Genomic DNA, 24,142 nt, shown 5'->3' on the forward strand with positions numbered 1-24,142 from the left:
CTTCATATTGTTTATTTATATTGTAAAAGGGTTACGCACCCTTGTCGCGTTTAAGTACCTTATAGCCTACAAGTGCATAGTAGAGAAGATAGATCTCACCGGCTATCACGAGGAGCCATGTCCAGTCCCAGCCGCCAATCTTATCTGCCAACACGCCTTGTACGAACGGCAATACCGCTCCACCTACTACCCCCATCATGAGAGCACCCGAACCTTTAGAGGTATAGCGTCCGAGACCTTCGACAGCCAAGGAGAAGATGGCAGGCCACATGATTGAGTGGAAAAGACCGGCACCTACAAGCAACCAAGGGTTCTTGGTCATCATCGTAGCGAGGATGAACAGCGTGGCACCTATGGAGGTTACCATGAGCTGAGTATTGGCTTTCACCTTGCTGAGGAAGCTGCCAAGCAGACGACCCACAAGCATACCGAACCAGTAGAGAGAAGCCATCTTACCTGCGGTTTTAAGGTCAAAGCCGAGGTCGGTAGCGTAGAGATTGATGTTTGAACCTGCTGCCACTTCCACTCCTACGTATGCAAAGATGGCGATAACACCCAATGTCAAGTGGCGGAAACTCCATACACTCTCTGTAAGAACCTCGCCTGCTTTCTTCTCCGTACTTGCAATAGTAGGGAGGTTAAGGCGTGGCAACACAGCGATGATAGCCACTACCATAAGCATCAGAACAAGGATGGGGATATAGAGAGAAGTGATGTTGATGTTGAGGACATCCTGATTGGCAAAAATCACAGCGGTAACAAAAAGAGGACCGATGGTGGTCATTGTGGAGTTACCCACGCCGGCGATGGTCTGGCGTTGTACTCCGGATGTTCCCTTAACGTCGCACGCCACAATGTACGGATTGATTACGGCTTGAAGGAAAGTAAGTGCAGTCCCTGCCACGAACGCTGCAAGCAAGAAGATGTAATAAGCCATCGGCAGTTCGATAGGCCCTGTGTACTTGAAGTTTTCCGTACTTCTTGCTTCGTCCAGAGTGGCTTGGAAGTTAACGATGTCGAATTTATCGAACACATAAGCAGAGATCTCATAAAGACCGAAAGCCGCCACAAGGATGGAGAGACCCAGTATAAGTGTCTTCTTGTAGCCGTTCTTCTCGATGAATCTGCCACTCACAGTACCCATCACAAGATAGGCAAGGAAGAAAGAGAAAACCAACAGAGTGGTAAAAGTATTGGTGTACTCGCCCCCTTTGATCAGGAACGCCGCTTCCATTGGTTTCTGAAGTTGCTGGTTAAGACTCGTGATGAGTCCGACAAGCGACATGAGCACCACCATTATTATAAATGGTACGGTGTAGCTTTGCTTTTGATTTGTAGTCATACCGATTTCTATTATTGTTTTTAGTTATTATCTCTCGACAGAAAAACGGAACTCGCTCTCCGAGTGAAACATCTCGCCCGGACGAAGAAGAGTAGAAGGATACTCCGGACGGTTTGGAGAGTCCGGATAGTGTTGTGTCTCGAAACAGACCGCCGAACGAGCAGGATAACGCTGATCGAACTTCCCTCTGATATTTCCGGTCATCCAGTTTCCGGTGTACACCTGCATAGCCGGTTCGGAAGAGATTACCTCCAATACGATACCGGTTTTGGGCGATGAACAGCGGCAGCAGAGCCCGTACTCTCCTTCCGGTTTATCTATTACGTAGCAGTGGTCATAGCCTCTCGCCCAGATGAGCTGGTCTATCGGTGTATCTATTCTCTCGCCTATGGTATGCGGTGTAGAGAAGTCGAACGGAGTACCGATCACCGATTCCGGATTGCCGTAAGGGATTGCCGTCTGATCCGTAGGCAGGTAGTGCTTGCCCTGAATGGTGAGGACGTGATCATGGATGGAAGCATCGCCCGCACCGGAAAGGTTGAAGTAGGAGTGGTTTGTGAGGTTCAGTACAGTAGGTGCCGTGGTTGTTGCCTCATAAGTCATGTGCAAAGCTCCTTCGCCGGTCATCTTATAGGTGAGCGTTGTAGTGAGTTCGCCCGGATAGCCTTCCTCTCCATCGGCAGAGACATACTCAAGTACAAGAGTGTCCGGCGTGGCATTCTTCACGCTCCAAACCTTGGCGTTGAACCCCTGAATACCGCCATGAAGCGAGCTGGAAGTCTGGTTGAGCGGTAGCGAAAAGGTCTTGCCGTCTATGGTGAACGATCCGTTGTTGATACGATTGGCATATCTGCCGCAGATACCACCGAAATACTGCTCTTCGGAGTCTATGAACTCTTGTAGAGAGTCGTGTCCCAAAACGACATCCACACGGTTGCCGTCCTTGTCCGGAACGATCAGTGAAACTACTTTTGCGCCAAAATTGGTAATGTAGGCCTCTACGCCTTTTCCGTTGGATAGGTGATAAAGATCCACCTCTTTCCCCTCATGAGAGGTCTTAAATAAGTTCCTTTGTGGAATATGAATATTGCTCATATCTGTATGTAATATTTATACTCATTCAAAAGTACTATTTTTTGTTGATATTCTTGCTGTAAAAGTTCTAAACAGAGAGACGGGAATAATTTATTTCCACTTACTCCCGAATATTATTCAAAGAATTTCTGTTTTTGCCTGTATTCGGACTGAAATATTACTCATTGAAGAGAGCATCTCTTCGATAAGAACATCCCACGTAACAGCGATGTTTATCTGCCGGGGCTTATCCTTTAGTGCTTTTCCCCGAAACCTTTAGTGCTTTTCTCTAAAACCTTTAGTGCTTTTCCCCGAAACCTTTAGTGCTTTTCTCCAAAACCTTTAGTGCTTTTCTCCAAAACCTTTAGTGCTTTTCTCCAAAACCTTTAGTGCTTTTCTCNCTCCAAAACCTTTAGTGCTTTTCTCCAAAACCTTTAGTGCTTTTCTCCAAAACCTTTAGTGCTTTTCTCCAAAACCTTTAGTGCTTTTTCCCGAAACCTTTAGTGCTTTTCGCCCAAACCTTTAGTGCTTTTCGCCCAAACCTTTGGAGAATCTTTTTCAAACCCGTTCATAAAAACTTTTATCCCTTATCAAATCTTTCTCTAAACCGCTTCGCTTCCCCATTTCAAGGCTTGACCGGCAGAAATCACGCCTTGACCGGCAGGCTTCAAGCCTTGTTGCCTGCAAATCGGGGCTTGGTTTGAAAAAGTTAATCGCTTCAAAGGAACTTTTTATGCCGTTCGGGAGTTTTTCTGAAGCAGTTCTTAATATCTATCATTAACGCTATCTTTGTTCTATGAACAAGGCGCAGAAAGATTTGGTGGTGATCATGGGACCCACAGCAAGCGGAAAGACAGCCGTGGCAGCCCATCTCGCACTGCTTATGGGAGGTGTCATCCTGAGTGGAGACTCCCGACAGGTTTACAGAGGAATGGATATAGGAACAGGAAAAGACCTGGCAGACTACATCATCAACGGGACCAATATCCCCTATTATCTCATCGACATTTGCGAGCCGGGCGAGGAGTACAATATCTTCAGGTATAAAAAGGACTTTGCCGAAGTGATGAATGCGCTACCTAAAGAGACTCCGAAGATTCTTTGCGGCGGGAGCGGTCTTTACATCGAATCTGTTCTGAACGCTTACGAAATGGCAGATGTACCGGAAGATCCTCTGTTTAGAAAAAGTCTCGAAGCCTTTAGCCTCGAAGAGCTGATAGAGCAGCTGAAAGCACACACCACTCTTCACAACAGCACGGATACCTCTTCACGAAAGCGTGTGATCCGGGCACTGGAGATAGCCAAACACTCTCACTCCGGCACACTTCCGCACAAAGGAGAGCCGCTCAGCTACGACCTGTTTGCAATAGAGATCAGCAGAGAGCTGAGACGAAAGAGGATCACCGAACGGCTTCATGCCCGTCTGCAAGAGGGGATGATAGAGGAGATCGAAGCGCTTTTACGTGCCGGCGTGCCGGAAGAGATGCTGTTGCAGTATGGTCTCGAATACAGATACATCACTCTCTATCTAAGGGGCAAGCTAAGCCGTGAAGAGGCTGTTTCTCAGCTGGGAATAGCCATACATCAGTTTGCCAAAAGGCAGATGACATGGCTTAGAGGCATGCCGAAGAGAGGGCTTGCCGTGGAATGGGTAACGCCCGAAGCCACTCCGGCAGAGACGGCACAAAAGATATTGGACAGAATAAAACAAAAACAAAACGAGATATGACCCTATTGGAAAGACTCACTTCAAGCAAAAACTTCTTCCTGCTTGCCGGTCCTTGCGCCATAGAAGACAGGGATACGGTGATGCACACGGCAGAAAAGCTGAAGGAGATAACAGAAAGACTACAGATTCCGCTCGTACTCAAAGGCTCTTACAGAAAAGCAAACCGCTCTCGGCTGGACTCTTTTACCGGAATAGGAGACGAGAAAGCGTTGAAGATTCTGCACGAAGCAGGCAAGACATTCGACCTGCCTACCGTGACGGATATTCACGAGACTTTCGAGGCGGAAATGGCTGCGGCATATGTGGATGTGCTTCAGATCCCGGCGTTTCTGTGCAGACAGACAGACCTTTTGGTGGCTGCCGCCAAGACCGGAAAGGTGGTGAACGTGAAGAAAGGACAGTTCATGTCTCCCTCCGGTATGCGCTTCTCCGCAGACAAGATCACCGAAAGCGGAAACCCTAACGTGATACTGACAGACAGAGGAACAACGCACGGATATGGAGACTTGGTGGTAGACTTCCGAAGCATCCCCATAATGCAGGAGACGGGACACCCTGTGGTGATGGATGTAACCCACTCTCTGCAACAGCCCAACTCCTCTTCGGGCGTGACGGGAGGCTTACCGCATCTTATCGGGACCATCGCTCGCGCCGCCATCGCAGTGGGTGCGGACGGACTCTTTATAGAGACTCATCCCGACCCCTCAAAGGCTTTGTCGGATGGGGCTAATATGCTACCTTTGTCCAAGATAGAAGAGCTGCTTGCCTTGTGTGTTCGCATACGTGAAGCAGTGGCTCGACAGTAAAAGATTAGAACAAAAGATTTAGACCCCGAAAGAGATATGAAACAGAAAGCCTCTATCCTTACTGCAAGCGCTCTGCTTACAGGTCTGGTGGCTCCGGCTGTCGCTATGCAGAAAGGGCAACATCCTCTAAGAACAAAAGATGGGAAGCTGTTCAATGTGATCTATATCATGGCCGATGACTTGGGCTATGGCGATCTCAGCTTCTACGGGCAACAGAAATTTCGGACACCCGAAATAGATCGACTCGCAGAGAGAGGAACGGCTTTCATGCAGGCTTATGCCGGAACATCGGTCAGTGCACCATCGCGGGCAAGTCTGCTCACCGGCTTGCATACCGGACATACCCACGTGAGGGGCAACAGAGAGATAGCTCCCGAAGGACAGGAACCGGTGGGAGACAGCACCACTTACACCCTCGGCAAGCTCTTCAAGAGTGCAGGCTATGCAACCGGAATATTCGGGAAGTGGGGATTAGGCTATCCCGGCTCGGAAGCGACACCCGACAAGATGGGCTTCGATGAGTTTTTCGGTTACAACTGTCAGCGGATGTCTCACCGTTATTTCCCCGTTTACCTTTGGGATAATGACAGAAAAGTGTTCTACCCGGAGAATGAAAACGACGGAAGGAAGACCTTTTCGGGTCATGAGATCCACCGCCGGGCATTGCAGTTTATAGAGCATCATCAAGATAAACCGTTCTATGCAATGCTTACCTATACGCTTCCGCATGCAGAGCTTAATCTGCCTCACGACTCCATCTACCATTCATACATCGGGAAGTTTCCGGAGGAGAAGCCGTTCGTTTACAGGGGCGGTTATCCCGCATCGGAGCGTCCGTACACCTCTTTTGCCGCAATGGTTGCGCAGCTGGACGCGTACGTCGGAGAAGTGGTGCGGAAAGTGGAGGAGCTTGGAATGGCAGAAAGAACCATCATTATAGTAACCAGCGATAATGGTCCGCACAGAGAAGGCGGAGCGGATCCGGATTACTTCAAAAGCTATGGTCCATTGCGCGGTGTGAAGAGAGACCTTTACGAAGGAGGCATACGCGTTCCGTTCGTGGTCTATTGCCCCGGACTCGTCCCGGCATCGAGGAGAGAAGAGACCCCGATAGCCTTTTGGGATTTGATGCCGACCTATGCAGCCATGGTGGGGCGCACGCTGCCTGCCAAAACGGACGGGCACAACATCCTGCCTCTGCTTATGGGGAAAAAGCAGCCGAAGCTATCGAAGCGCACACTCTACTGGGAGTTTCATGAAGACGGAGGCAAACAGGCGGTACGTCTTGGCGATTGGAAGCTGATCCGAACCCGGATAGCGACAGGCGCTCCCAAGCTGGAGCTGTTCAACATCGCCAAAGACATCAGGGAGGAACAGAACCTCATCGACCGCTATCCGAAGGTGGCGAAAAGCCTTGAAGAGATCATGGAGAGGGAGCGCACGGAGTCGAAGATGTTCGATTTCGGTCGAGCCTCCTTTCTCAAGCGTCAGCAGGCACAAAAGAGTACCACAAACTAAACATAAGATATAAGATATGAAGCCAACACTATTTGTTCTCGCTGCCGGAATGGGCAGCAGATACGGCGGACTCAAACAGCTCGACGGCGTGGGTCCAAGCGGAGAAACCATCATGGACTACTCTATCTACGATGCTCTCCGTGCCGGTTTCGGGAAGCTCGTCTTCGTGATCCGAAAAGATTTTGAAGAGGATTTCCGCAAAATCATTGTCTCAAAATATGAGAAGCACATCCCTGTGGAGGTGGTTTTTCAGGCGATAGACGCCCTGCCGGAAGGCTTCAAAGCTCCGGAAGGAAGAGAGAAACCGTGGGGAACGAACCATGCCGTGATGATGGGCGAGAGCGTTATCGACGAGCCGTTTGCCGTGATCAATGCAGACGACTTCTACGGCAGGAACAGCTTTGAAGTCCTTGCCGAAGAGCTTCGCAACATGGCAGGCACCACAGGAAGATACTGCATGGTGGGTTATCGGGTCGGCAACACGCTTTCCGAGAGCGGTACGGTGGCCCGCGGTGTGTGCGAAAAGGATGCCGACGGCTACCTCACGACCGTTGTGGAGCGTACCGATGTTGCCAGAGTAGACGGCAAGATCTGCTTCACCGGAGACAATGGCGAGAAGGTCGAGACGGACGAACTCACTCCCGTTTCCATGAACATGTGGGGGTTCACTCCGGACTATTTTGCTCACTCGACTACGGCTTTTGTAGACTTTTTGCGTGAAAACATCAACAAGCCGAAGGGCGAATTTTATATCCCCTTGGTGGTAAACAATCTGATCCGAGACGGGAAAGCCACCTGCAAAGTACTCGATACGACCTCCAAATGGTTCGGTGTAACCTATGCACAAGACCGTCCGGAAGTGGTGGCAAAGCTTCAAAAGCTTGTGGATGAGGGCGAATACCCCAAGAAGTTGTTCGCTTAAGCTCCTTACATAGAGCGCAGGCTCCAACCGTTAATCCCATAAAACATGGCAACATCAGCCGAAAGAGATCCTCTCTCGGCTGATGTTTTTTATCTCCGGAATCGCCATCCGACCTCCCTTTTGCTCTTCTCCGAAACGGCTTTGAAAGAAGAAAATACACCTCTCCGAAACGGAAAGAAAAAACTTCTGAAACCAACGGGATAAAGCCTGAGCAAAAAAGCTGTATAGCTTTCCTCAGATTCCTGTGGTGTTTTCTTGGAATTGTTTTTGCGGTTTTCTCTGTTTCCTGTTATGGCGCGATGTCAAAGAGGTCGATGTCGAGCGTCAAAGTATTCACCCTGAGCATTCTCCCCGACAGAGCGGAAGGGAGTCCGAGCAGAACTTTGACCGCCTCGGCAGCCATGAATGAGCCGATCACGCCGGCAGCTGCCCCAAGCACTCCCACGACAGAACGGTCGGAGGCAGGGTCGTAGTCGGCAAAAAGATCGCGATACCCGCCACTGCCGTTGTGGTGAAACAGCGAAGTCTGACCGGTGAACTCCGACACGGCTCCGTACAGATACGAAATGGAGAGCGCCGCAGCCGTCTCATCCATCAGGTAGCGAGTGGCAAGATTGTCGCAGCCATCAATCAAAAGGTCATATCCAGCGGCTATGCGCATTGCGTTCTCCGCAGAGAAAGGTTCGTTATAAGCGACCGGCAAGCAAGCAGAATCGAGCTTGCGCAGACGCTCCGCCGCCACAATGGCTTTCGGCCTGCCCAGATCTTCCTCCCGATAAAGGATCTGACGCTGGAGGTTGGAGAGGCTCACGGTATCGAAGTCGACAATCCCGATCTGCCTCACTCCGGCTGCAACGAGATAGTAAAGGATGGGAGAAGCGAGTCCGCCCGCACCCACGACCAATACTTTCTTGGAAGAGAGCCGGCGTTGTCCCGCCTCTCCGATCTCAGGGAGCATGGTCTGCCTCCGGTATCTCTCCGAGAAAGAGGTTTGAAGAGAAGTGTTCACATCCATTCGTCCCAGTCTTTCCACACAGGTTCGTACCCTTTTGCTCTGATTGCCGCCGCTATCTCTTCCACGCTTCTGCCATCGTTTATGACAAACTGTTCCAGCTCTTTGTGAGGAGCGAAAGCATATCCGCCCGGCTCTGTACTCGAGGCTGCACTCATCGTCGTAACGCCTATGCGCATTGCCATGTCCCGGAACTCCGCACTCTCTCTGGTGGAAAGAGATATATCAACTTCCGGGTCGAAGATACGGTAAGCGCATATCAGCTGTGCCATCTGTCTGTCGCTGATAGGATCTTTTGGCATGAAAGATCCGACATGAGGACGCAATCGAGGCAGAGAGATGGAGTATTTGGTCCTCCAGTGAGTGCGCTCCAGATAACGCAGATGAAGGGCAGTGAAGAAAGAGTCGGTACGCCAGTTTTGAAGTCCGAGCAGAGCACCTATACCTATTTTATTCACTCCCGCGGTACCGCAACGGTCGGGAGTCTCCAGCCTGAAGCGGAAGTTTGCTTTCTGTCCGCGGGGATGAAAGTCCGGATAGGTGCGTTCATTATAGGTCTCCTGATAGACACAGACATAGCTGATGCCGACATCGACCAAGCGGGCATACTCTTCCGTCAGAAGAGGCTGAACCTCCAAAGAGATCTGCGCAAAGTGAGGACGCACGGCTTTTACGATCTTCTCATAGTAGTCCGCATCCGTCAGACGAGGAGCCTCTCCCGATACAAGAAGAAGATGTCGGAAGCCCCACCTTTTCAGTACCTCTATCTCTTCCATCACCTGATCCACTTCCAGCTTTACTCTGTGAATCTTGTTATGACAGTTGAAACCGCAATAGACACAAGAGTTGGAGCAGTGGTTCGATACATAAAGCGGAATGTACATCTGGATGGTACGACCATAACGTCTCAGTGTAAGCTCTTCTGCCTTCCGTGCCATCTCTCTCAAGAATGGTTCTGCGGCAGGAGATATAAGGGCTTTGAAATCTTCCAGAGTGCAACGCTCCTTGGATAAAGCTATCCGCACATCCCGGTCTATCTTGTTGAAGATGGAGTTCTCTTCGGTATCCCAGTCGTGTTTGACCAGTTCGTCATAAAAGGTCATTGTCTCTCTTGTTTCAGGTTGGCACATCTTAATCGTTGAAAAATCCGTCTATCGGAGAAGTTGCAGACGCGCAGTTCATCACCGCCGGCAATCCTGCTTCATAGGCTATGCGCCCTGCCTCTACGGCAAGTTTGAACGCTCTTGCCATTGCTACGGGATCACCCGCACTGGCAATAGCGGTGTTGACAAGCACTGCATCCGCCCCCATCTCCATCGCTTCCGACGCATGAGAAGGAGCACCAAGACCGGCATCTATCACTACCGGAACGCGGCTCTGTTCGATAATGATCCTAAGCAGATCACGAGTAGAAAGCCCTTTGTTGGTGCCTATCGGAGCACCGAGAGGCATTACCGCCGCCGCTCCTGCCTCCTCCAAATATTTACACAAGATAGGATCAGCCTGAATATAAGGCATTACTATGAACCCCTCTTTAGCCAATACTTCCGTGGCTTTAAGCGTCTCGAACGGATCGGGTAAAAGGTTCTTGGGGTCGGGATGAATCTCCACCTTTATTATACGGGAGCCGAATGCCTCGTATGCCAAACGTGCTGCAAAGATCGCCTCTTCGGCATTCCGCGTTCCGGATGTATTGGGCATCAACTGCACTCCGGGGCGTCTTATCGCTTCCACGAGACGGTCATGCTCATTGTCCGTTTCCACTCTCTTTAATGCCACGGTTACCAGCTCCGACCCGGATGCATCTATTGCCCGATACATCTGTTCGTTGGAAGCAAACTTCCCGGTGCCCAAAAACAGACGGGACGAGAAGCTCTGATCTGCTATGATAAGCTTTTCCATACTTTTTTATCTCTATCTCTTTGGTTTATTAAATTCTCTATTCACTGCCTCGACAAGGGCAACACTCTCTTCGTAGGGAGACTCGGCGTGATTGATAAGCCCCGAAAGCGCAACGCCTTGTACTCCCATCCCCGCAAGTTCTCCCAAATCTTCCTTCACGATACCTCCTATTGCAAAGAGAGGAAGAGGCAGGGGGAGCTGCCGGTTATAGGCAACCAATCTCTGCATACCCTCTTTCCCCAGTATCGGACTCAAGAGTCTCTTTGTCTCCGTATGTCTGTAAGGTCCCACTCCCACGTAGTCCACGCCTTGAAGAGCCCTCATTGCAATATCTTCCGGTCGGTTGCATGTCCCTCCCACAATCTTATCAGGTCCCAATCTTTTGCGAGCTTCCGATGGCGCAATATCTTTCAAACCCAAATGCACGCCATGTGCATCGCAGGCAAGAGCTACTTCGACATCATCATTGATAATGAGAGTTCCGCCGTAGCTGTCCACCAACTTTTTCAGCGGAAGAGCCAAAGAGAGCCTCTCCGATGAGGTTGCCTCTTTCATCCGAAGCTGAATCCATCTCACTCCGGCATCAAGAGCAGCTTTCGCCCGGCTCAATACCTCTTCTTTGTCGTAACTGTCGGTGATATACTGCAAACGGCACGCCGAGAGTCTCGCCTTTTTAGAGAGCAAGCCCGAATGGTCATGAGTGCCAAGGAGAGTGGTATTGGAGCGACGAAGAGCATCCACCAAAAGCTGGGATAAACGGCATGCCGTCGGAAGATCGTACCCTTGCGCCAGTCGTGTGGCTATGCCTGCGGAGAGGAGACATCCCGTTCCATGCTTATCCCAAGGGGTACGAGGAACGGTGAAGACGCGGCTCGTACCATCCGACAACAGGAGAATATCTTTCACGCAAGATGATTCGGAAAAATCTCCATGCCCTCCTTTCAGCAGGATATTCACACGATATTTTTGAGCCAAAACCATCAACTTCTTCGGCTGAACGGTACCAAACAACCGCTGACACTCCGGAAGATTGGGAGTTATAAGAGTGATGCTCTCCAACAGCTGCTCCAAGACATCTTCCTCCCAACGTTCATGGAGCGCATTATCCGAGGCTGATGCTTTCAATACAGGGTCCCAAACAATATACCTTACTCCGTTCTCTTTCAGCACCGAAGCGATGCGAAGAGCATCTTCAAGAGAACTCACAAGTCCGATCTTGGCAGCCAACGGACGATGTTTTTCCAAAAGACATCTCAGAGGAGCCTCTATCTGTCTGGCGGGTATGGGCATACACTTCTCAAAATGAAGCTCATGCTGTACCGTAAGAGCCGTGATAACGGAAAGGGGATAACCGCCCAAAGCCTCTATGGCTCTTATATCTGCCGCCACGCCTGCACCCGAACAAGGGTCATGCCCGGCGATGGTAAGCACTTCGGGACGAGGAAGTCGGAGAAAAGCCTCTTCAAGATTTTCCCCTGCCTCTGCAAGGTATCCCAAAACGGCACAACCCGAAAAGCCCCAATCCGAAACCCTGACAGCTCTCTCCGGAGTGATACCACCCAAAGCGATGACCGGGAATGGAAGCGAGGAGAGTTCGGCTCTGCACCGCTCTCTATCCAGGCTTCCCTGATAACCGGGCTTGGATATGCTGTCGAACAGAGGGCTCAAAAGGGCATACGAAGGTACGAACGGCAATGCACGCAACTCCTCTATGCTGTGAGCAGAAACGGATATCCGCCCCACTCTCTCCTGCCATTCCGCATACTCGGAGAGGCGATCGGAGCGGAGATGAATTCCTTCAACTCCGGCGGTCTCCACCAAATCGAAATAGTCGCAAAGCACCACTCTGTGCCGATACTCCGGCTCGATGGCACATATTGCCGCTTCGTAAGCCTCACGAGAAGCATTCGGAAGTCGCAGATGAAGGGCTTCCAATCCCAAGGCAAACAGACTGTTGTATCTGCCTATAACCTTAGGGGAAGCATCGGGAGGTGTTATTACTATAAGCATTGTTCCTTATCTCGTTAGGGAATAGAACTGTTCTTCTCCTGTTTATGCTTCCTCTTTTATTCTGTTGTGCAGGTTTTTGGACGCACGCATAGAGCAGAAATGTTCTCCGCACATCGAGCAGAAGTGAGCCGTCTTATGCCCCTCTGCCGGGAGTGTTTCGTCATGAAACTTCAGTGCGGTCTCGCTATCCAAAGCGAGGTGAAACTGATCTCTCCAGCGGAATTCGTATCGAGCCTTGCTCATGGCATAGTCTCTGAAGTAAGCCGAAGGGTGTCCCTTGGCAAGGTCTGCCGCATGAGCCGCCAGCTTGTAGGTAATCACACCCTCCTTTACATCGTCTCTGTTCGGAAGACCAAGGTGTTCTTTCCGTGTAACATAGCAGAGCATGGATGTGCCGTACCACCCTATCATGGTTGCTCCGATAGCGGATGTTATGTGGTCGTATCCCGGTGCAATGTCTGTAACCAACGGGCCAAGCGTGTAGAATGGAGCCTCATTACAGAGTTCGAGTTGCAGCTCCATATTTTCCTTTATCTTCTGCATGGGAACGTGTCCGGGTCCTTCGATTATAACCTGCACATTGTGTCGGTCTGCAATGCGAGCCAGTTCTCCCAGTGTGCGAAGCTCGGCAAACTGCGCCTCATCATTGGCATCCGCAATGCTTCCGGGGCGAAGACCGTCACCGATGGATACCGCCACATCGTAGCGTGCAAGGATCTCGCAAATCTCCTCGAAGTGTTCGTAAAGGAAGCTCTCCCGCTTGTGCATCGTACACCAATTCGCCATAATGGCTCCTCCACGAGAGACTATGCCGGTAAGCCTGTTCATTGTGAGCGGAATGTGTTGCCAACGAAGACCGGCATGGATAGTGAAGTAGTCCACCCCTTGCTCCGCCTGCTCTATGAGGGTATCCTTGTAGATCTCCCAGTTGAGCTTGGAAACATCTCCTTTTACCTTCTCTAAAGCCTGATAGAGAGGCACTGTACCCACCGGTACGGGCGAGTTTCTCACAATCCATTCACGTGTTTCGTGGATGTTGCGACCGGTGGAGAGATCCATTATTGTATCCGCTCCCCAGCGAATAGCCCACACTGCCTTCTCCACCTCTTCCTGAATGGAGCTGGTCAGAGGCGAGTTCCCGATATTGGCATTCACCTTTACCAGGAAGTTCCGACCTATAACCATCGGTTCGCTTTCGGGGTGGTTGATATTGGCAGGCAGGATGGCACGACCGGCTGCTATCTCTTCACGGACGAACTCCGGCGTGATAAGCTCCGGAAGATGTGCGCCGAACGACTCCCCTTTCTCCTTCTTGTACTGCTCTTTGATCTGATCGCAGAGCTGATTTTCACGGATAGCCGCATACTCCATTTCGGGAGTGATGATACCCGCTCTGGCATAAGCCAGCTGTGTAACGCACTTGCCCTCCTGCGCCACAAGCGGATGATCTTCCAGGTGTTCAAAGCGAAGATAATCGAGACGACTGTCTGCACGACGCTCTCGACCATATTCGGAAGTGAGGTTCTCCAACCTCTCCGTATCTCCGCGAGCGGCTATCCACTCTTGGCGGAGCTTGGGCAGTCCCTTGCGTGGATCCGCATGATAGTCCGGATCTGTATAAGGACCGGAAGTGTCGTACACCACTACCGATTCGTTTTCTGTCCGTACACCCTTGTCGTCAATAGTAGGAGAGAGATCTATACGGCGCATCGCCACTCTAATATTGTGCATCTTGCCGGGAACGTAGATCTTTACGCTGCCGGGCAGAGGCCCTGTCGAAATAGTCAGATTTTCTGTTTGGTCTTTTGCTCTCATCTTATAGCTTTTTCTTTTTGATGTTATTGTGTGATATGTTTTCTGCGTTGTGTGGTTCATCCGCCCCGTACTGCTCCGATGATGAGTATATCATCTCCCGGTCGGATTATGGTCTCTGCCCATGCCGTACGCTTGATGATGGTTTTATTGATAGCGACGGCGACATGCCCATTCTCCCATCCATGCTCTTTCAGGATGGTTTCCAGCGAACTGTTTTCCGGTATCTCTATCCGTTCTCTGTTGAGTGTAATCTCCATATTTCCCCGTAGATTTAATACGTTAAACAAGCATACAAATAAAAAAAGGCAGCTAAGCCGAAGACTTAACCACCATGAATATCAAAGGGGAAAATGGACAAAATATAAAGCTGCAACCATGGCGCAAACGCGCCACCGTATGATGAAGACTTCTTTTCCCTACGCCGGCATTATCCGGATCAGGTTACGGGTATCATCTCAGCCTATACACGATATTCTGCTTACACAGATCCATATATATGGCACCCCCAAGAATGTTGATGGGTTAGTCTTTTTGCCTAACCGAGCACAAAGGTACACTATTTCCCGAAAGATCAAATGTTTTTTATAAAAAAGTAGCCGACAGAGGGCAAGAAGATAGACATTCCCACTCTTTATTCCTTCTCCCGCCCCCCTTTTACCCCCACACATTTTTCTCCAAACGTGTCTAAAAGCCTCTCTAAACGTATATACTTCCGTTCTTTAACAGATTAAAAAGTAAAAATCAAGGTTTGAATACCGGAAATCAAGCCTTGACTTCCAACATTCAAACCTTGACTATCAAAAGTCAGGGCTTGAATGGAAAATGTAGAAAGGTTCAAGAGATTTTCTTTCCATATTCAGACTCTTTTATTAAAGTGGAATAAAGAAACATAAAACAAGTCTTTCACAAATTAAATATTCGGCAACATAAATGACTCTCTCTTTGCACACCATACGGAGACCCTGCAAAGACAAGAATTAAAACTAAGAACGAAGGTAAACTACTGCTTATTGGAACTAATTTGTCAGGTTTCACAAAAAGAATCAGCTATTTAACATAAAAAACTTGCAAGCTAATAAAACCTTCTAAAAGTCTATATAACTGATGATTAAAAGAAAAATTGAGATCGCATTTACCCTTTCTGCAAAACAAATTCTTTAATATTATCCACATCCGAAAGCGACTGACAGCTTTTGGCGAAGTGGCTCTGTAATTTTGTGGCAAAGTTCATAGACACTTCGTGATCGATACGGCAGGCAGATTTCGCGGTTTAAAGTCCAATTTCGCTTGATAATGTTAAGAAACATTATTACCTTTGCATCAGCAAGTTGGAAAGTAAAATACCGACTTTTGCTACGAACATTTAGGACAAACATTTCGACGGTTAAATCTCGCAAATTTAAACTTAAGTCACAAATGAATAGGTCCGAGTCTGGTTCGTACCCTCTTAAGAGGGCGCGGAACTGCTCTGCTTATTTCGTGACTGAGGCTTTGCGAGAGCCCAACCGTCGGAAGGAGTATGGGATAGTCTCTGCGCCCTCCCTTATTTCTGTACCGATCATGTTCCGCAAGTCTGTGAATAACTAAAGTTACTTATTCATCCAATACTAAAAATTGTATTATGGCACATGCGTTACAACTGGAGAATCTCTTTGTAAGAATCTCTCCGAAAAACCCCACACAGCTTGAAGTCTCGCACAATAAAGGACTAAGCTGGACCACTCGCTATCACGGCCAAAGCGCAGTAGGTCGTATTCTCGACCTTGAAGCGCGTGGGAAAGAGCTTATCATCTATTCCGAAAAAGGAGTCTTCCGCTCCACAACACTCATCTCTTTTGTTAGATTATAAACAACTATAAAAATATGAATACACAAAGGCTCTTTGAAATTGCCAAAGAACTAAATCGAGAAGACTGGTGCAAGCGTATTACAGATATATCCTCTCGGACGGGAGACACAACACCTATTTATATCCCTTTAGTGGGAGAGTTCAGTTCAGGAAAAACGACCCTAATTAATTCCCTCACAGATAGCAAATGTTTAGAGACAGCCACTCGTCCTACAACGGCAACAATCTACAAAGTTTTCTTTGGTCAAGAGGAAAATAAGGCAGAGGTCATAAGAACTTTTGGTGAGAACTTCACAGAAGCTAGAAGCCTTGAAGATCTTAAAAATGAAACTCTACAAGACTCTTTGGTGGTCAATCTCTATGATACATCACGTAGAGTTCCTCAAAATATTATTCTAATTGATACTCCGGGACTATCTTCTCCTGACACCAGACACAAGCAAACTCTTGTTGATTTTCTACCTCAAGCAGATGCGATACTACTTGTCACAGATATTAACCAACAACTCACAAAGAGCTTAACTGAGTTTGTAAAAACAATATCTGATAGTGGCAGATTAATTTACTTGGTTGTAACAAAATCTGATACAAAATCAGCGGAAATCATTTCAGATCTAAGAACAGAGATTCTAAAAAATGGAAAAATCTCAGTAGAAGATGTCATTTTTGTCTCTGCTCAAACCGATCAACTCTCAGAACTGGACAAGTTGTTCAAAAAAATCTCAAATCAAAAGAAAGAGATTATTGAGAAGTCTAATGAGCATCAACTTAAGAACTTATCAAGGGATATGTTTTCCTACATTGACTCCCTACAAAAGGAAAGTAAAAGTGTGGAAAATCTCAATGAGATAATAGATTCTGAGAGCCAAGAACTAAAAAAAGTTCAGCGATACATAAAAGCTTTAGAAGAAAATGTGGAATTTGACCTGAAAGGGCTAAACAATGAAACTAAACAATTCTTTCAAAAGAAAGTTACTCAAAGCCTTGATAGGGTACTATCCAGCAAAAGTATAGACTATAACTCAGCTGTAAACGAGGTCATAAACATAGACTCAAGCATCGTCTTCAATCAGTATAAGTCCAAGCTACAAAATCTAATCCGAGCCAAAGCCTCAGAAACCAAGCTATATGAGTTTGGAATCAACTTAGAGACTCTCACCAATGAAGATTGGGACAATCTCACAATTGATTCATTTTCAATGGATATAGACTTAAACTCCGTTGGACACGAATATGATAAAGCAATAGGCTGGGGAACTATTATTATAGGAGCTGTAGCACTAGCTGCGACAGGAGGGGTGGTGGCAGCAGGAGCAGCAGGAGCAGCAGGGACAGTCAGTCGTATGGCGACAGGAATGGCTGCTTTGAATACCGCAGTAGATGTAGCTGATACAGTGTCCGATATAGCCTCAATAAGAAGCAATCGAAAGCTACAAAAATGCCTTGCTTTTGCTAATAAGGTGCATGAGAAAAGTCAAGAAATAAACCGTCAAGTAGGAGGATCTAAAGGTCCTCTATCAGGGATTGTAAGCGCAGGAACAGATAAAATTCTTGCTAAACCTCAACGAAATAAGATCATTCAAGAATATTTGGACTCCCAGCTATTACCCGAATTTTGCTTATCTCTTCAAAATATCAGCGATACCATTATACGCGGTGTCAACTCTCATATAATAACGGCAAGCACCTCATTTATTTGTTCAAAACAAGATATCATAAAAAAGTTACTTGAAGAGAGTAAAGAAAATGAGGAAAAGAATCAACTGTTAAAGAAACAGTTGAGTAACTACAAATCTGAATTAACTAACTTCTTTTAATCATGAATAATACAATGGAATTGGCTATTACTTTTATCGTGGGTGGAGTCGTAGGTGCTGTCATCTATTCTCAAGTACAAAAAAGAGGCGGCTTAAGTCGCAAAACACCAACAATTGACACTTTTGAACACGAACGCTTATCTGCAGAGAATCAAAAGCTTCAAAAGAGGAATATGGAGATGACCAATCAAATAGAGGAACTTCTATCCAATCTTGAGAAGATGAAAAGAGCTGCAAAAGAAAACTCTCTTGATCTTGAAGACACTGAAGATGACTTACAGAGATTCAAAAAGGAGAACAGAGTATTAAAAGAGCAAAACAAAGAACTTAGTGGAAAGTTAGACAAATACAAGATTGCTTTATCCGAATATGAAGGACAAGTTAATGAGTTAAAAGACCAAATTTGATAATGAATATAAAAACGATCTTTCCTAGGCATTGGAAGCTTTTGAAGAAAAATAATTCTTGTGATACTGATACCGCGGAGTATCAGTATCATAATGATAATCTAGGAGCTACTGCCACGGACAATGAACAGATCTCAAAGCAAGAAATTATTACTCCTCAATCCAATATTAAAGCATTGGAGCTTACAGGTAGTAATGCAGAGCATCAAAGGAATAAATTCCAAAAAGAACTAAAAAAAACAACAAAAAGGACAACAGCAGAAGAAAACGGCCAACCTATTAACATAAAAGAGCAACCTCCCACGGAGAAAGGAAGACTTCCTAACACTAAAGATGATAATAATTTCAGCCAAGAAAATGCTAGACTTAAACACAAAATCAAAAAACTGACAGAAGAATATGATGAGATAGAAGAAGAACGAGATGAACTCCAAACTCAACTTCAAAGAAAGAAGAAAGAACTGTCAGAAAAAGAGAATGTAGCTACAGAACTAAAACACAACAATACAAAACTTGAAAGAGAAATAAAGAATCTCAACGAGAGCCTCGCAGAAAAAACTTCCAATCTTGAAAGCAAACAACAAGCTCTTGGCTTTGTCCAAGAGATTCTAAAGGCTCCTCTTGTAAATGATGATGAAAAACGAAACAAACTTGAAAAAGCAATACAGAAGCTGTATGACTTTATAAGAGATGAACTTCAAGAACATCTTTCAAAACACGTTTAAGAAGGTCATATAGAAGGAGATTTCTCCCTACCAACGATAAAAGAATCTCTTGATAGATGGGCGGCTCTCGAACGAAAAACATGGATTAAGGGGAAAGTCTCGATAGCCTTCATTGGAGAATTTTCAGCAGGTAAGACATCTTTGGTTAATAGAATTTTATCTCAAGATAATCCCAATGTCACTCTTCTTCCAGTCAGTACCAAAGCTACGACCGCTATCCCAACCTATATTTCTCATGCTGATACCAAGCCTGCTTTTCAATTTATCTCACCGGATAATAATCTCAAAAAGATGAGAGAAGAAACCTTTAAAAGTGTCAGCAAGGCTATATTAGATGAAGTACAAGGTATATCTTCACTCATTACCTACTTCATTATGGAATATAAAAATGATCATCTTAAGAATCTAAGTATATTAGATACTCCGGGATTTAGCTCAAATGATAGCGAAGATGCACAACGAACTATTGAGGTCATCAATGAGTGCGATGCTCTGTTTTGGGTTTTCGATGTAAATGCTGGAACGATTAATCGTAAATCCATTGGAACAATTCGGGAACACCTACGCAGACCTCTTCATATTGTGATAAATAAGGTAGATACAAAATCTGAAAAAGAAGTCGAAGCTGTTCAAAAACTAATCCAAGAGACTCTTGATAAGGAGGGATTATGTGTAGAAGCTTATCATCGCTTTTCAAATAAAGAGCCTATAGGAAGTATTATGGCTCCGATCAAGGCCCTTGCTGATATAGGAAAAGAGACAAACTCATTCTTATACGATCTTGAAAAAGCTCTTGAGACTATTGAGACAAATATGGCCAAGAGAAGAAAGCTTACACTCGAAACCAGAAAAAAACTTAGTGATGAAGTAAACTCCCAAAAAAACATACTAAAATCCACTTTGGGAAAGATTGAAGACGAAAGCAAACGCCTAAAAGAATACCTTGTTTTGAAAGAAAAAGGCTTTTTCTCCTCAAAAAAAGAGTATAAACTTGACGAATGCTCCGGGAATGAACTGCTCTCTTTTTTTAAGAATATTGAGTCTGAATTTGATTTTCTCATAAAAGCCGGGAGTGACATAGAGGACTACTCTAAAGAGATGGAAAGAAAAGAAACAGAGCTTAAACATATATCTTATTTAATTGAGCGGTCCGAAGAAATCAGTAGTAAACTAAAGTCATTAACAAAAGAATTAAACTAATAATGGAACAAACACCAAAGAACTTGCTAAAAAATCACTACGACAAAAAGCAACAAGTACTTGCAACCATTGATACAGCTCTTGACTACAAATGGATTGCAGAAGATCAAGCCAATGAAATCAAGAGACGTATTGAAGATAATATCTTGACAATAGGGGTCATTGGACAAATGAAAAGTGGGAAATCCACATTCTTAAATACATTTGTATTTGAGGATGACGTACTTCCCTCTGCAACAACACCGATGACAGCAGCTCTTTCTGTCATTACATATGGTGAAGAGAAAAGCATTGAAGCAGAGTTCTATACAAAAGAAGAATGGGAAGAGCAAAAGGCTATTGCTCAAAGCCACTATGATGAATCTCAAGAGTTCTCCATAAAGGCTGCAAAAATAAAGGCTGCAAGAGAATTAGTTGAAAATAATAGATTCTCTGAAACCGAGCTTAAAGAACTATTGGGCAAAAAACAAACAGACAACATATCTCAACTTATCGAATATGTTGGAGCTAAAGGAAAATATGTTGCCATAACCAAAGCTGTCAAAATATACTATCCATTAGAATACCTGAAAGGAGTCGAAATTGTGGATACTCCGGGATTTAATGACCCCATTGTATCAAGAGAGGAAAGAACGAAAGATTTTCTCAAAAATGCTGATGTCGTACTTCTTCTATTGTATGCCGGACGACCATTTGATGAAACCGATCACAATATCCTTTTTGAAAATGTACGTGAAAGCGGTATAGGTAAGTTGATTATAGGTATCAACAAGTATGATATAGCCTACGAAACAGGAGAAGATACTGATAACATCACAAAATATGTGATAGATCAAGTAAAAAAAGCTGCTGAAAAAGTAGGAGACGAAACGCTAAAAGGAATCATCAATGAAGTTACGCCAATACCAATATCCGCATCCATGTCTCTTCTTAGTCAGTTGCCAATGTCAAAAATTCAGTCAGTTGGAGAATATAAGCATGCATGGCAAAGATTAACTGACATATTTGAGATTTCTTCTCAGCCCGAGCTGAGACAGTGTAGCCTTATTGATCGACTTTTTTCTTCAATCAGCACGGTAATATCCGAAGAAAAAGAGAATATCATGCTACGCAAGCCATTAAACCTGATTATGGTGATGGGCGAAAAAATAAAGAGCGATCTCATAAAGTCTATTCACCAAAACTCTCAACTTATTGAAAATCTTAATGCTTCAGGAGATGAGATTGAAGACAAATTGCGATATCTTAACAAACTAAAAAGAAAACTTGACCTCAAAATTGAAAATTTCAGAATTGATTCAAGTAGCACAACGATAGGGATTGTAACTAAAGGGAAGTATAATTGTGAAGATATTGTTGATGAACTGCATAATAGGATTGATCGAAGATTAGAAAAAGTAAAAAGGACTAGTTCTCTTAATGAGAATATAAATTCTATAGACAAAGAAATCACACATACTCTTGAAAGAGAACTTTACAGGGCTATTGATGAAATATTACGGCAAGTAGAAAAAAAGATGTTTGATGATAGTGCTCTTTTTATGGATGACACAAGCACTCTTTTTAAGCACTATATAAAAGATTTTGAGATAGAGCAGATTCTCAACCCTCTAAAGGCTAATCTTCAGTTGTCTTGCGATGTTGAATCAATTAAAGAGGATCCCCTAAAAGAGAGTGAGAGTTCTATTTCTATAATAGAAGTTATTGCAGGCATACTATCTATTCCTCGTAAAATCCTATTTGATAATAAATTGGGGCAATTGATTTTTGGTGTAGAAGATTTTAAGAATAATCTGAGAAGCGCATTCAACGAAATTAAAGATGCTATTCTGAAAAAGATAGACGATATATTCAATGCTATTAACTCCGAGCGCAGCAGAAAAACAGATTTTATTAGAGAGGTCCTCTTTACTGAAATCATAGCCCCTCTTACTGAACAAATAGAAGAGATTCAGAGTGGAAAAATCAATAAGGAAGAGGCTATAAAACTAGCGACAAATCAGATAGAAGAAGATACCAAACAATTAGATATTATAAATCAACAAATAATCACTATAAAGAACTTGGTTTAATACTCTCTGAATACATTCAATAATGAAAAACATCTCTCAAACAGATCTGGCTATTCTTAGACCGGCACTTGCATGTTATCTTAATCAACTTGGTAAAAGACTGAATCCAAACTACTTCATGAAAGACTTGGAGTTTGGAGTGGATCCTGATGGTAAGGTTATTGTTCGAGGGACTGAGGAGTACAATCGCAACTCGATGATCAAAGTAGATGGGAATAAAGCCACTGCCAAGGCGGGCAGCTTGGAAGGAGCAGGCAGCTTGAATGAGTTTATCAATGAAACAAAACTGATGCCTGATACGACCTATACCATTGATGACAGGCAGGTTTGCAGAACAGATCATCTTGGGCGTGTGGTATCATCTAAAGCCGAACTACACAAACCTATTGAGGGGACACGCTACCAACAACGTGATACTCACACCCAAGCAAGGATTATTAAAGATAAGGATGGAATATTGGGGCATGACGATGCCGGACATCTTGTACCCAACAGGCTTGGTGGTCCGAATGAGGCAATCAATCAAATCCCTATGGCTCGCGAACTCAATCGTTCTGGGAGTCTTTGGTTTAAGACAGAAAACGAGTTGAGTAATGCAGTCAAAGATGGAAAAGAGGTTATCGTATCTGATACTTTAGAGTACACAGGTGATAGTTTCAGACCGGATCGTATCAACAGAACCATTATCATCGACGGATCCGAGCGTGTGATAACTTTTGATAATCTCCCCAAATGAAATCTCTGATAATAACGGCAAGAGATGACAAACAAACACAAGTTTCTTATTTGGCTGGTTGATACGCTACAACGAAAGGAGCTATCAAAAGAAGAGATCATTGCTGCATGGGATTGTGCAGCGATGAACGACACAAAGAGTTCCATAAGCCACAGAACATTCGAGCGTTACAAGGCAGACCTTTATCAAGAATTTGGTTGGAATGTAACGTACAATGCATATTCTCGTAAGTATAGCATTGAGAAAGAGGATATGTCGTTTGAGCAAAGCTCGCTCTATGATTGGCTAATGAGTGCCATGCGACTTCGAGCATTTATAGACTCTAAGATCGATAACGATATTGTAATGTTAGAGTCTGCGCCTTCCGGTTCGGAGCATCTCTTGGAAGTTGTCAGAGCAATCAAAGAAAGCAAGATCATCCGGCTGTCATATCAGTCTTTTTATTGGGATGAACCGAGAAGTTTCAGGCTTTGTCCCGCCTTTATCCGACTTTTTGACAGACGATGGTATGTTATCGGGAAGGTAGCAGAAGAAAACAAGCTTCGTACTTATGCTTTGGAAAGAGTGAAAGAGCTGGAGGTTCTGGAGGATAAAAAGTATACTTTTACCCATAAGGAGAAGAAAGCTCTTGAGCCCACAGAGTACTTCCGAAATGCTTATGGAATTATGAGAGAAGGTGCTCCGCTATCGATTCGATTTCGTGTTTTATCTCCTCAAGACAGATATATCAGGGAGATACCTCTACACTCGTCTCAAAAAGAGATCTCAAAGAATGAGACCTATACCGACTTTGAGGTCTTCGTATGCCCAAGCTTTGACTTCAGACAGGCTGTCTTGGCACAAGGAGCGAAACTGGTCATCTTGAGTCCACAATCTTTTAGGGAAGAGATACAGCAAGAACTGAGAGAGATGCTTGAATCTTATGAGCAAAACCTGCCGGCTTCTGAAAAAGAGTAGTTTCCGGGCATGGAAATGCTCAATAACGTGTCTAAAAGTCTCTCTAAACGTGTACACTTCCGCTTTTTAACGGATTAAAAAGTGAAAATCAAGGCTTGAATACCGGAAATCAAGCCATGATACCCTACATTCAAAGCTCGACTTCCAATGCTCAAGGCTCGACTTGCAAAAGTCGGGGCTTGAATGGGAAATGTAGAAAGGTTCAAGAGAAGATCTGTTCGTATTAAATCTCTTTTGTAAACAGATTCG

At 45.3% G+C, this 24,142-nt stretch carries 20 protein-coding genes and 1 riboswitch; of the genes, 12 read left to right on the forward strand and 8 right to left on the reverse strand.

Going from position 1 to position 24,142, the window contains the following annotated elements; translation table 11 throughout:
- Positions 1–31: 31 nt before the first annotated feature.
- Positions 32–1,342, reverse strand: a complete 1,311-nt coding sequence (locus tag HQ39_RS05015; protein WP_036791172.1) for an MFS transporter — start codon at positions 1,340–1,342, stop codon at positions 32–34.
- Between the two features lie 27 nt (positions 1,343–1,369).
- On the reverse strand, positions 1,370–2,437 hold the full coding sequence (locus HQ39_RS05020) for an aldose epimerase family protein (protein WP_036864251.1): 1,068 nt from the start codon (positions 2,435–2,437) through the stop codon (positions 1,370–1,372).
- A 775-nt stretch (positions 2,438–3,212) separates the two neighbouring features.
- On the opposite strand from HQ39_RS05020, the gene miaA reads away from it, so the two are divergent.
- Genes miaA through HQ39_RS05040 form a run of 4 tightly spaced genes read left to right on the forward strand, consistent with a single transcriptional unit; the run spans position 3,213 to position 7,391 of the window.
- The gene (gene miaA, locus HQ39_RS05025; protein ID WP_036864252.1) at positions 3,213–4,145 is read left to right on the forward strand and encodes a tRNA (adenosine(37)-N6)-dimethylallyltransferase MiaA; all 933 of its coding nucleotides are present in this window, start codon (positions 3,213–3,215) and stop codon (positions 4,143–4,145) included.
- Entirely contained in the window at positions 4,142–4,951 is an 810-nt protein-coding gene (kdsA, locus tag HQ39_RS05030; protein WP_036791163.1) for a 3-deoxy-8-phosphooctulonate synthase, read from the forward strand. The genes miaA and kdsA overlap by 4 nt, the downstream gene beginning before the upstream one ends.
- A 36-nt stretch (positions 4,952–4,987) precedes the next feature.
- On the forward strand, positions 4,988–6,469 hold the full coding sequence (locus HQ39_RS05035; RefSeq protein ID WP_052079456.1) for an arylsulfatase: 1,482 nt from the start codon (positions 4,988–4,990) through the stop codon (positions 6,467–6,469).
- Between the two features lie 16 nt (positions 6,470–6,485).
- Positions 6,486–7,391, forward strand: a complete 906-nt coding sequence (locus HQ39_RS05040) for a nucleotidyltransferase (RefSeq protein WP_036791160.1) — start codon at positions 6,486–6,488, stop codon at positions 7,389–7,391.
- A gap of 289 nt (positions 7,392–7,680) precedes the next feature.
- On the opposite strand, the gene HQ39_RS05045 is transcribed toward HQ39_RS05040, so the two are convergent.
- From HQ39_RS05045 to thiS, 6 genes are read right to left on the reverse strand one after another with little or no spacing between them, the layout of a single operon-like run.
- Positions 7,681–8,406 (reverse strand): HesA/MoeB/ThiF family protein, encoded by a 726-nt coding sequence (locus tag HQ39_RS05045; protein WP_036864253.1) that lies wholly within the window; start codon positions 8,404–8,406, stop codon positions 7,681–7,683.
- The gene (thiH, locus tag HQ39_RS05050; protein ID WP_036864256.1) at positions 8,397–9,506 is read right to left on the reverse strand and encodes a 2-iminoacetate synthase ThiH; all 1,110 of its coding nucleotides are present in this window, start codon (positions 9,504–9,506) and stop codon (positions 8,397–8,399) included. The genes HQ39_RS05045 and thiH overlap by 10 nt, the downstream gene beginning before the upstream one ends.
- Before the next feature lie 28 nt (positions 9,507–9,534).
- Positions 9,535–10,305: a thiazole synthase gene (locus HQ39_RS05055; RefSeq protein ID WP_036864260.1), complete on the reverse strand. Its 771-nt coding sequence runs from the start codon at positions 10,303–10,305 to the stop codon at positions 9,535–9,537.
- Between the two features lie 12 nt (positions 10,306–10,317).
- Positions 10,318–12,315 carry a thiamine phosphate synthase gene (thiE, locus tag HQ39_RS05060; RefSeq protein ID WP_052079457.1) on the reverse strand — a complete coding sequence of 666 codons (1,998 nt, stop codon included), beginning with the start codon at positions 12,313–12,315 and terminating at the stop codon, positions 10,318–10,320.
- Between the two features lie 42 nt (positions 12,316–12,357).
- On the reverse strand, positions 12,358–14,130 hold the full coding sequence (thiC, locus tag HQ39_RS05065; protein ID WP_036792639.1) for a phosphomethylpyrimidine synthase ThiC: 1,773 nt from the start codon (positions 14,128–14,130) through the stop codon (positions 12,358–12,360).
- Between the two features lie 56 nt (positions 14,131–14,186).
- Positions 14,187–14,387: a sulfur carrier protein ThiS gene (gene thiS / locus HQ39_RS05070; protein WP_036848169.1), complete on the reverse strand. Its 201-nt coding sequence runs from the start codon at positions 14,385–14,387 to the stop codon at positions 14,187–14,189.
- 138 nt (positions 14,388–14,525) lie between these two features.
- Positions 14,526–14,647: riboswitch (TPP riboswitch) on the reverse strand.
- Positions 14,648–15,751: 1,104 nt separating this feature from the next.
- On the opposite strand from thiS, the gene HQ39_RS05075 reads away from it, so the two are divergent.
- The 8 genes from HQ39_RS05075 to HQ39_RS05110 all read left to right on the forward strand — a co-directional run bounded on the left by HQ39_RS05075 (position 15,752) and on the right by HQ39_RS05110 (position 23,893).
- Entirely contained in the window at positions 15,752–15,979 is a 228-nt protein-coding gene (locus HQ39_RS05075) for a hypothetical protein (protein ID WP_036864263.1), read from the forward strand.
- 14 nt (positions 15,980–15,993) lie between these two features.
- The gene (locus tag HQ39_RS05080; RefSeq protein ID WP_036864265.1) at positions 15,994–17,796 is read left to right on the forward strand and encodes a dynamin family protein; all 1,803 of its coding nucleotides are present in this window, start codon (positions 15,994–15,996) and stop codon (positions 17,794–17,796) included.
- Positions 17,797–17,798: 2 nt separating this feature from the next.
- Positions 17,799–18,203, forward strand: coding sequence for a hypothetical protein (locus tag HQ39_RS05085; protein WP_152565511.1), 405 nt, complete (start codon positions 17,799–17,801; stop codon positions 18,201–18,203).
- Positions 18,204–18,205: 2 nt separating this feature from the next.
- Positions 18,206–18,928, forward strand: coding sequence for a hypothetical protein (locus HQ39_RS05090; protein WP_036864270.1), 723 nt, complete (start codon positions 18,206–18,208; stop codon positions 18,926–18,928).
- Positions 18,929–19,030: 102 nt separating this feature from the next.
- Complete coding sequence (locus HQ39_RS05095; RefSeq protein ID WP_262498722.1) at positions 19,031–20,128, forward strand: dynamin family protein; 1,098 nt, start codon at positions 19,031–19,033, stop codon at positions 20,126–20,128.
- A 2-nt stretch (positions 20,129–20,130) separates the two neighbouring features.
- Complete coding sequence (locus HQ39_RS05100) at positions 20,131–22,200, forward strand: dynamin family protein (RefSeq protein ID WP_036864283.1); 2,070 nt, start codon at positions 20,131–20,133, stop codon at positions 22,198–22,200.
- Between the two features lie 22 nt (positions 22,201–22,222).
- On the forward strand, positions 22,223–22,936 hold the full coding sequence (locus HQ39_RS05105) for a DNA/RNA non-specific endonuclease (RefSeq protein WP_036864284.1): 714 nt from the start codon (positions 22,223–22,225) through the stop codon (positions 22,934–22,936).
- A 24-nt stretch (positions 22,937–22,960) separates the two neighbouring features.
- Positions 22,961–23,893: a helix-turn-helix transcriptional regulator gene (locus HQ39_RS05110; protein WP_036864286.1), complete on the forward strand. Its 933-nt coding sequence runs from the start codon at positions 22,961–22,963 to the stop codon at positions 23,891–23,893.
- Positions 23,894–24,142: the final 249 nt, after the last annotated feature.

It is taken from the genome of Porphyromonas sp. COT-108 OH2963 (assembly GCF_000768895.1).
Classification (GTDB): domain Bacteria; phylum Bacteroidota; class Bacteroidia; order Bacteroidales; family Porphyromonadaceae; genus Porphyromonas_A; species Porphyromonas_A canoris.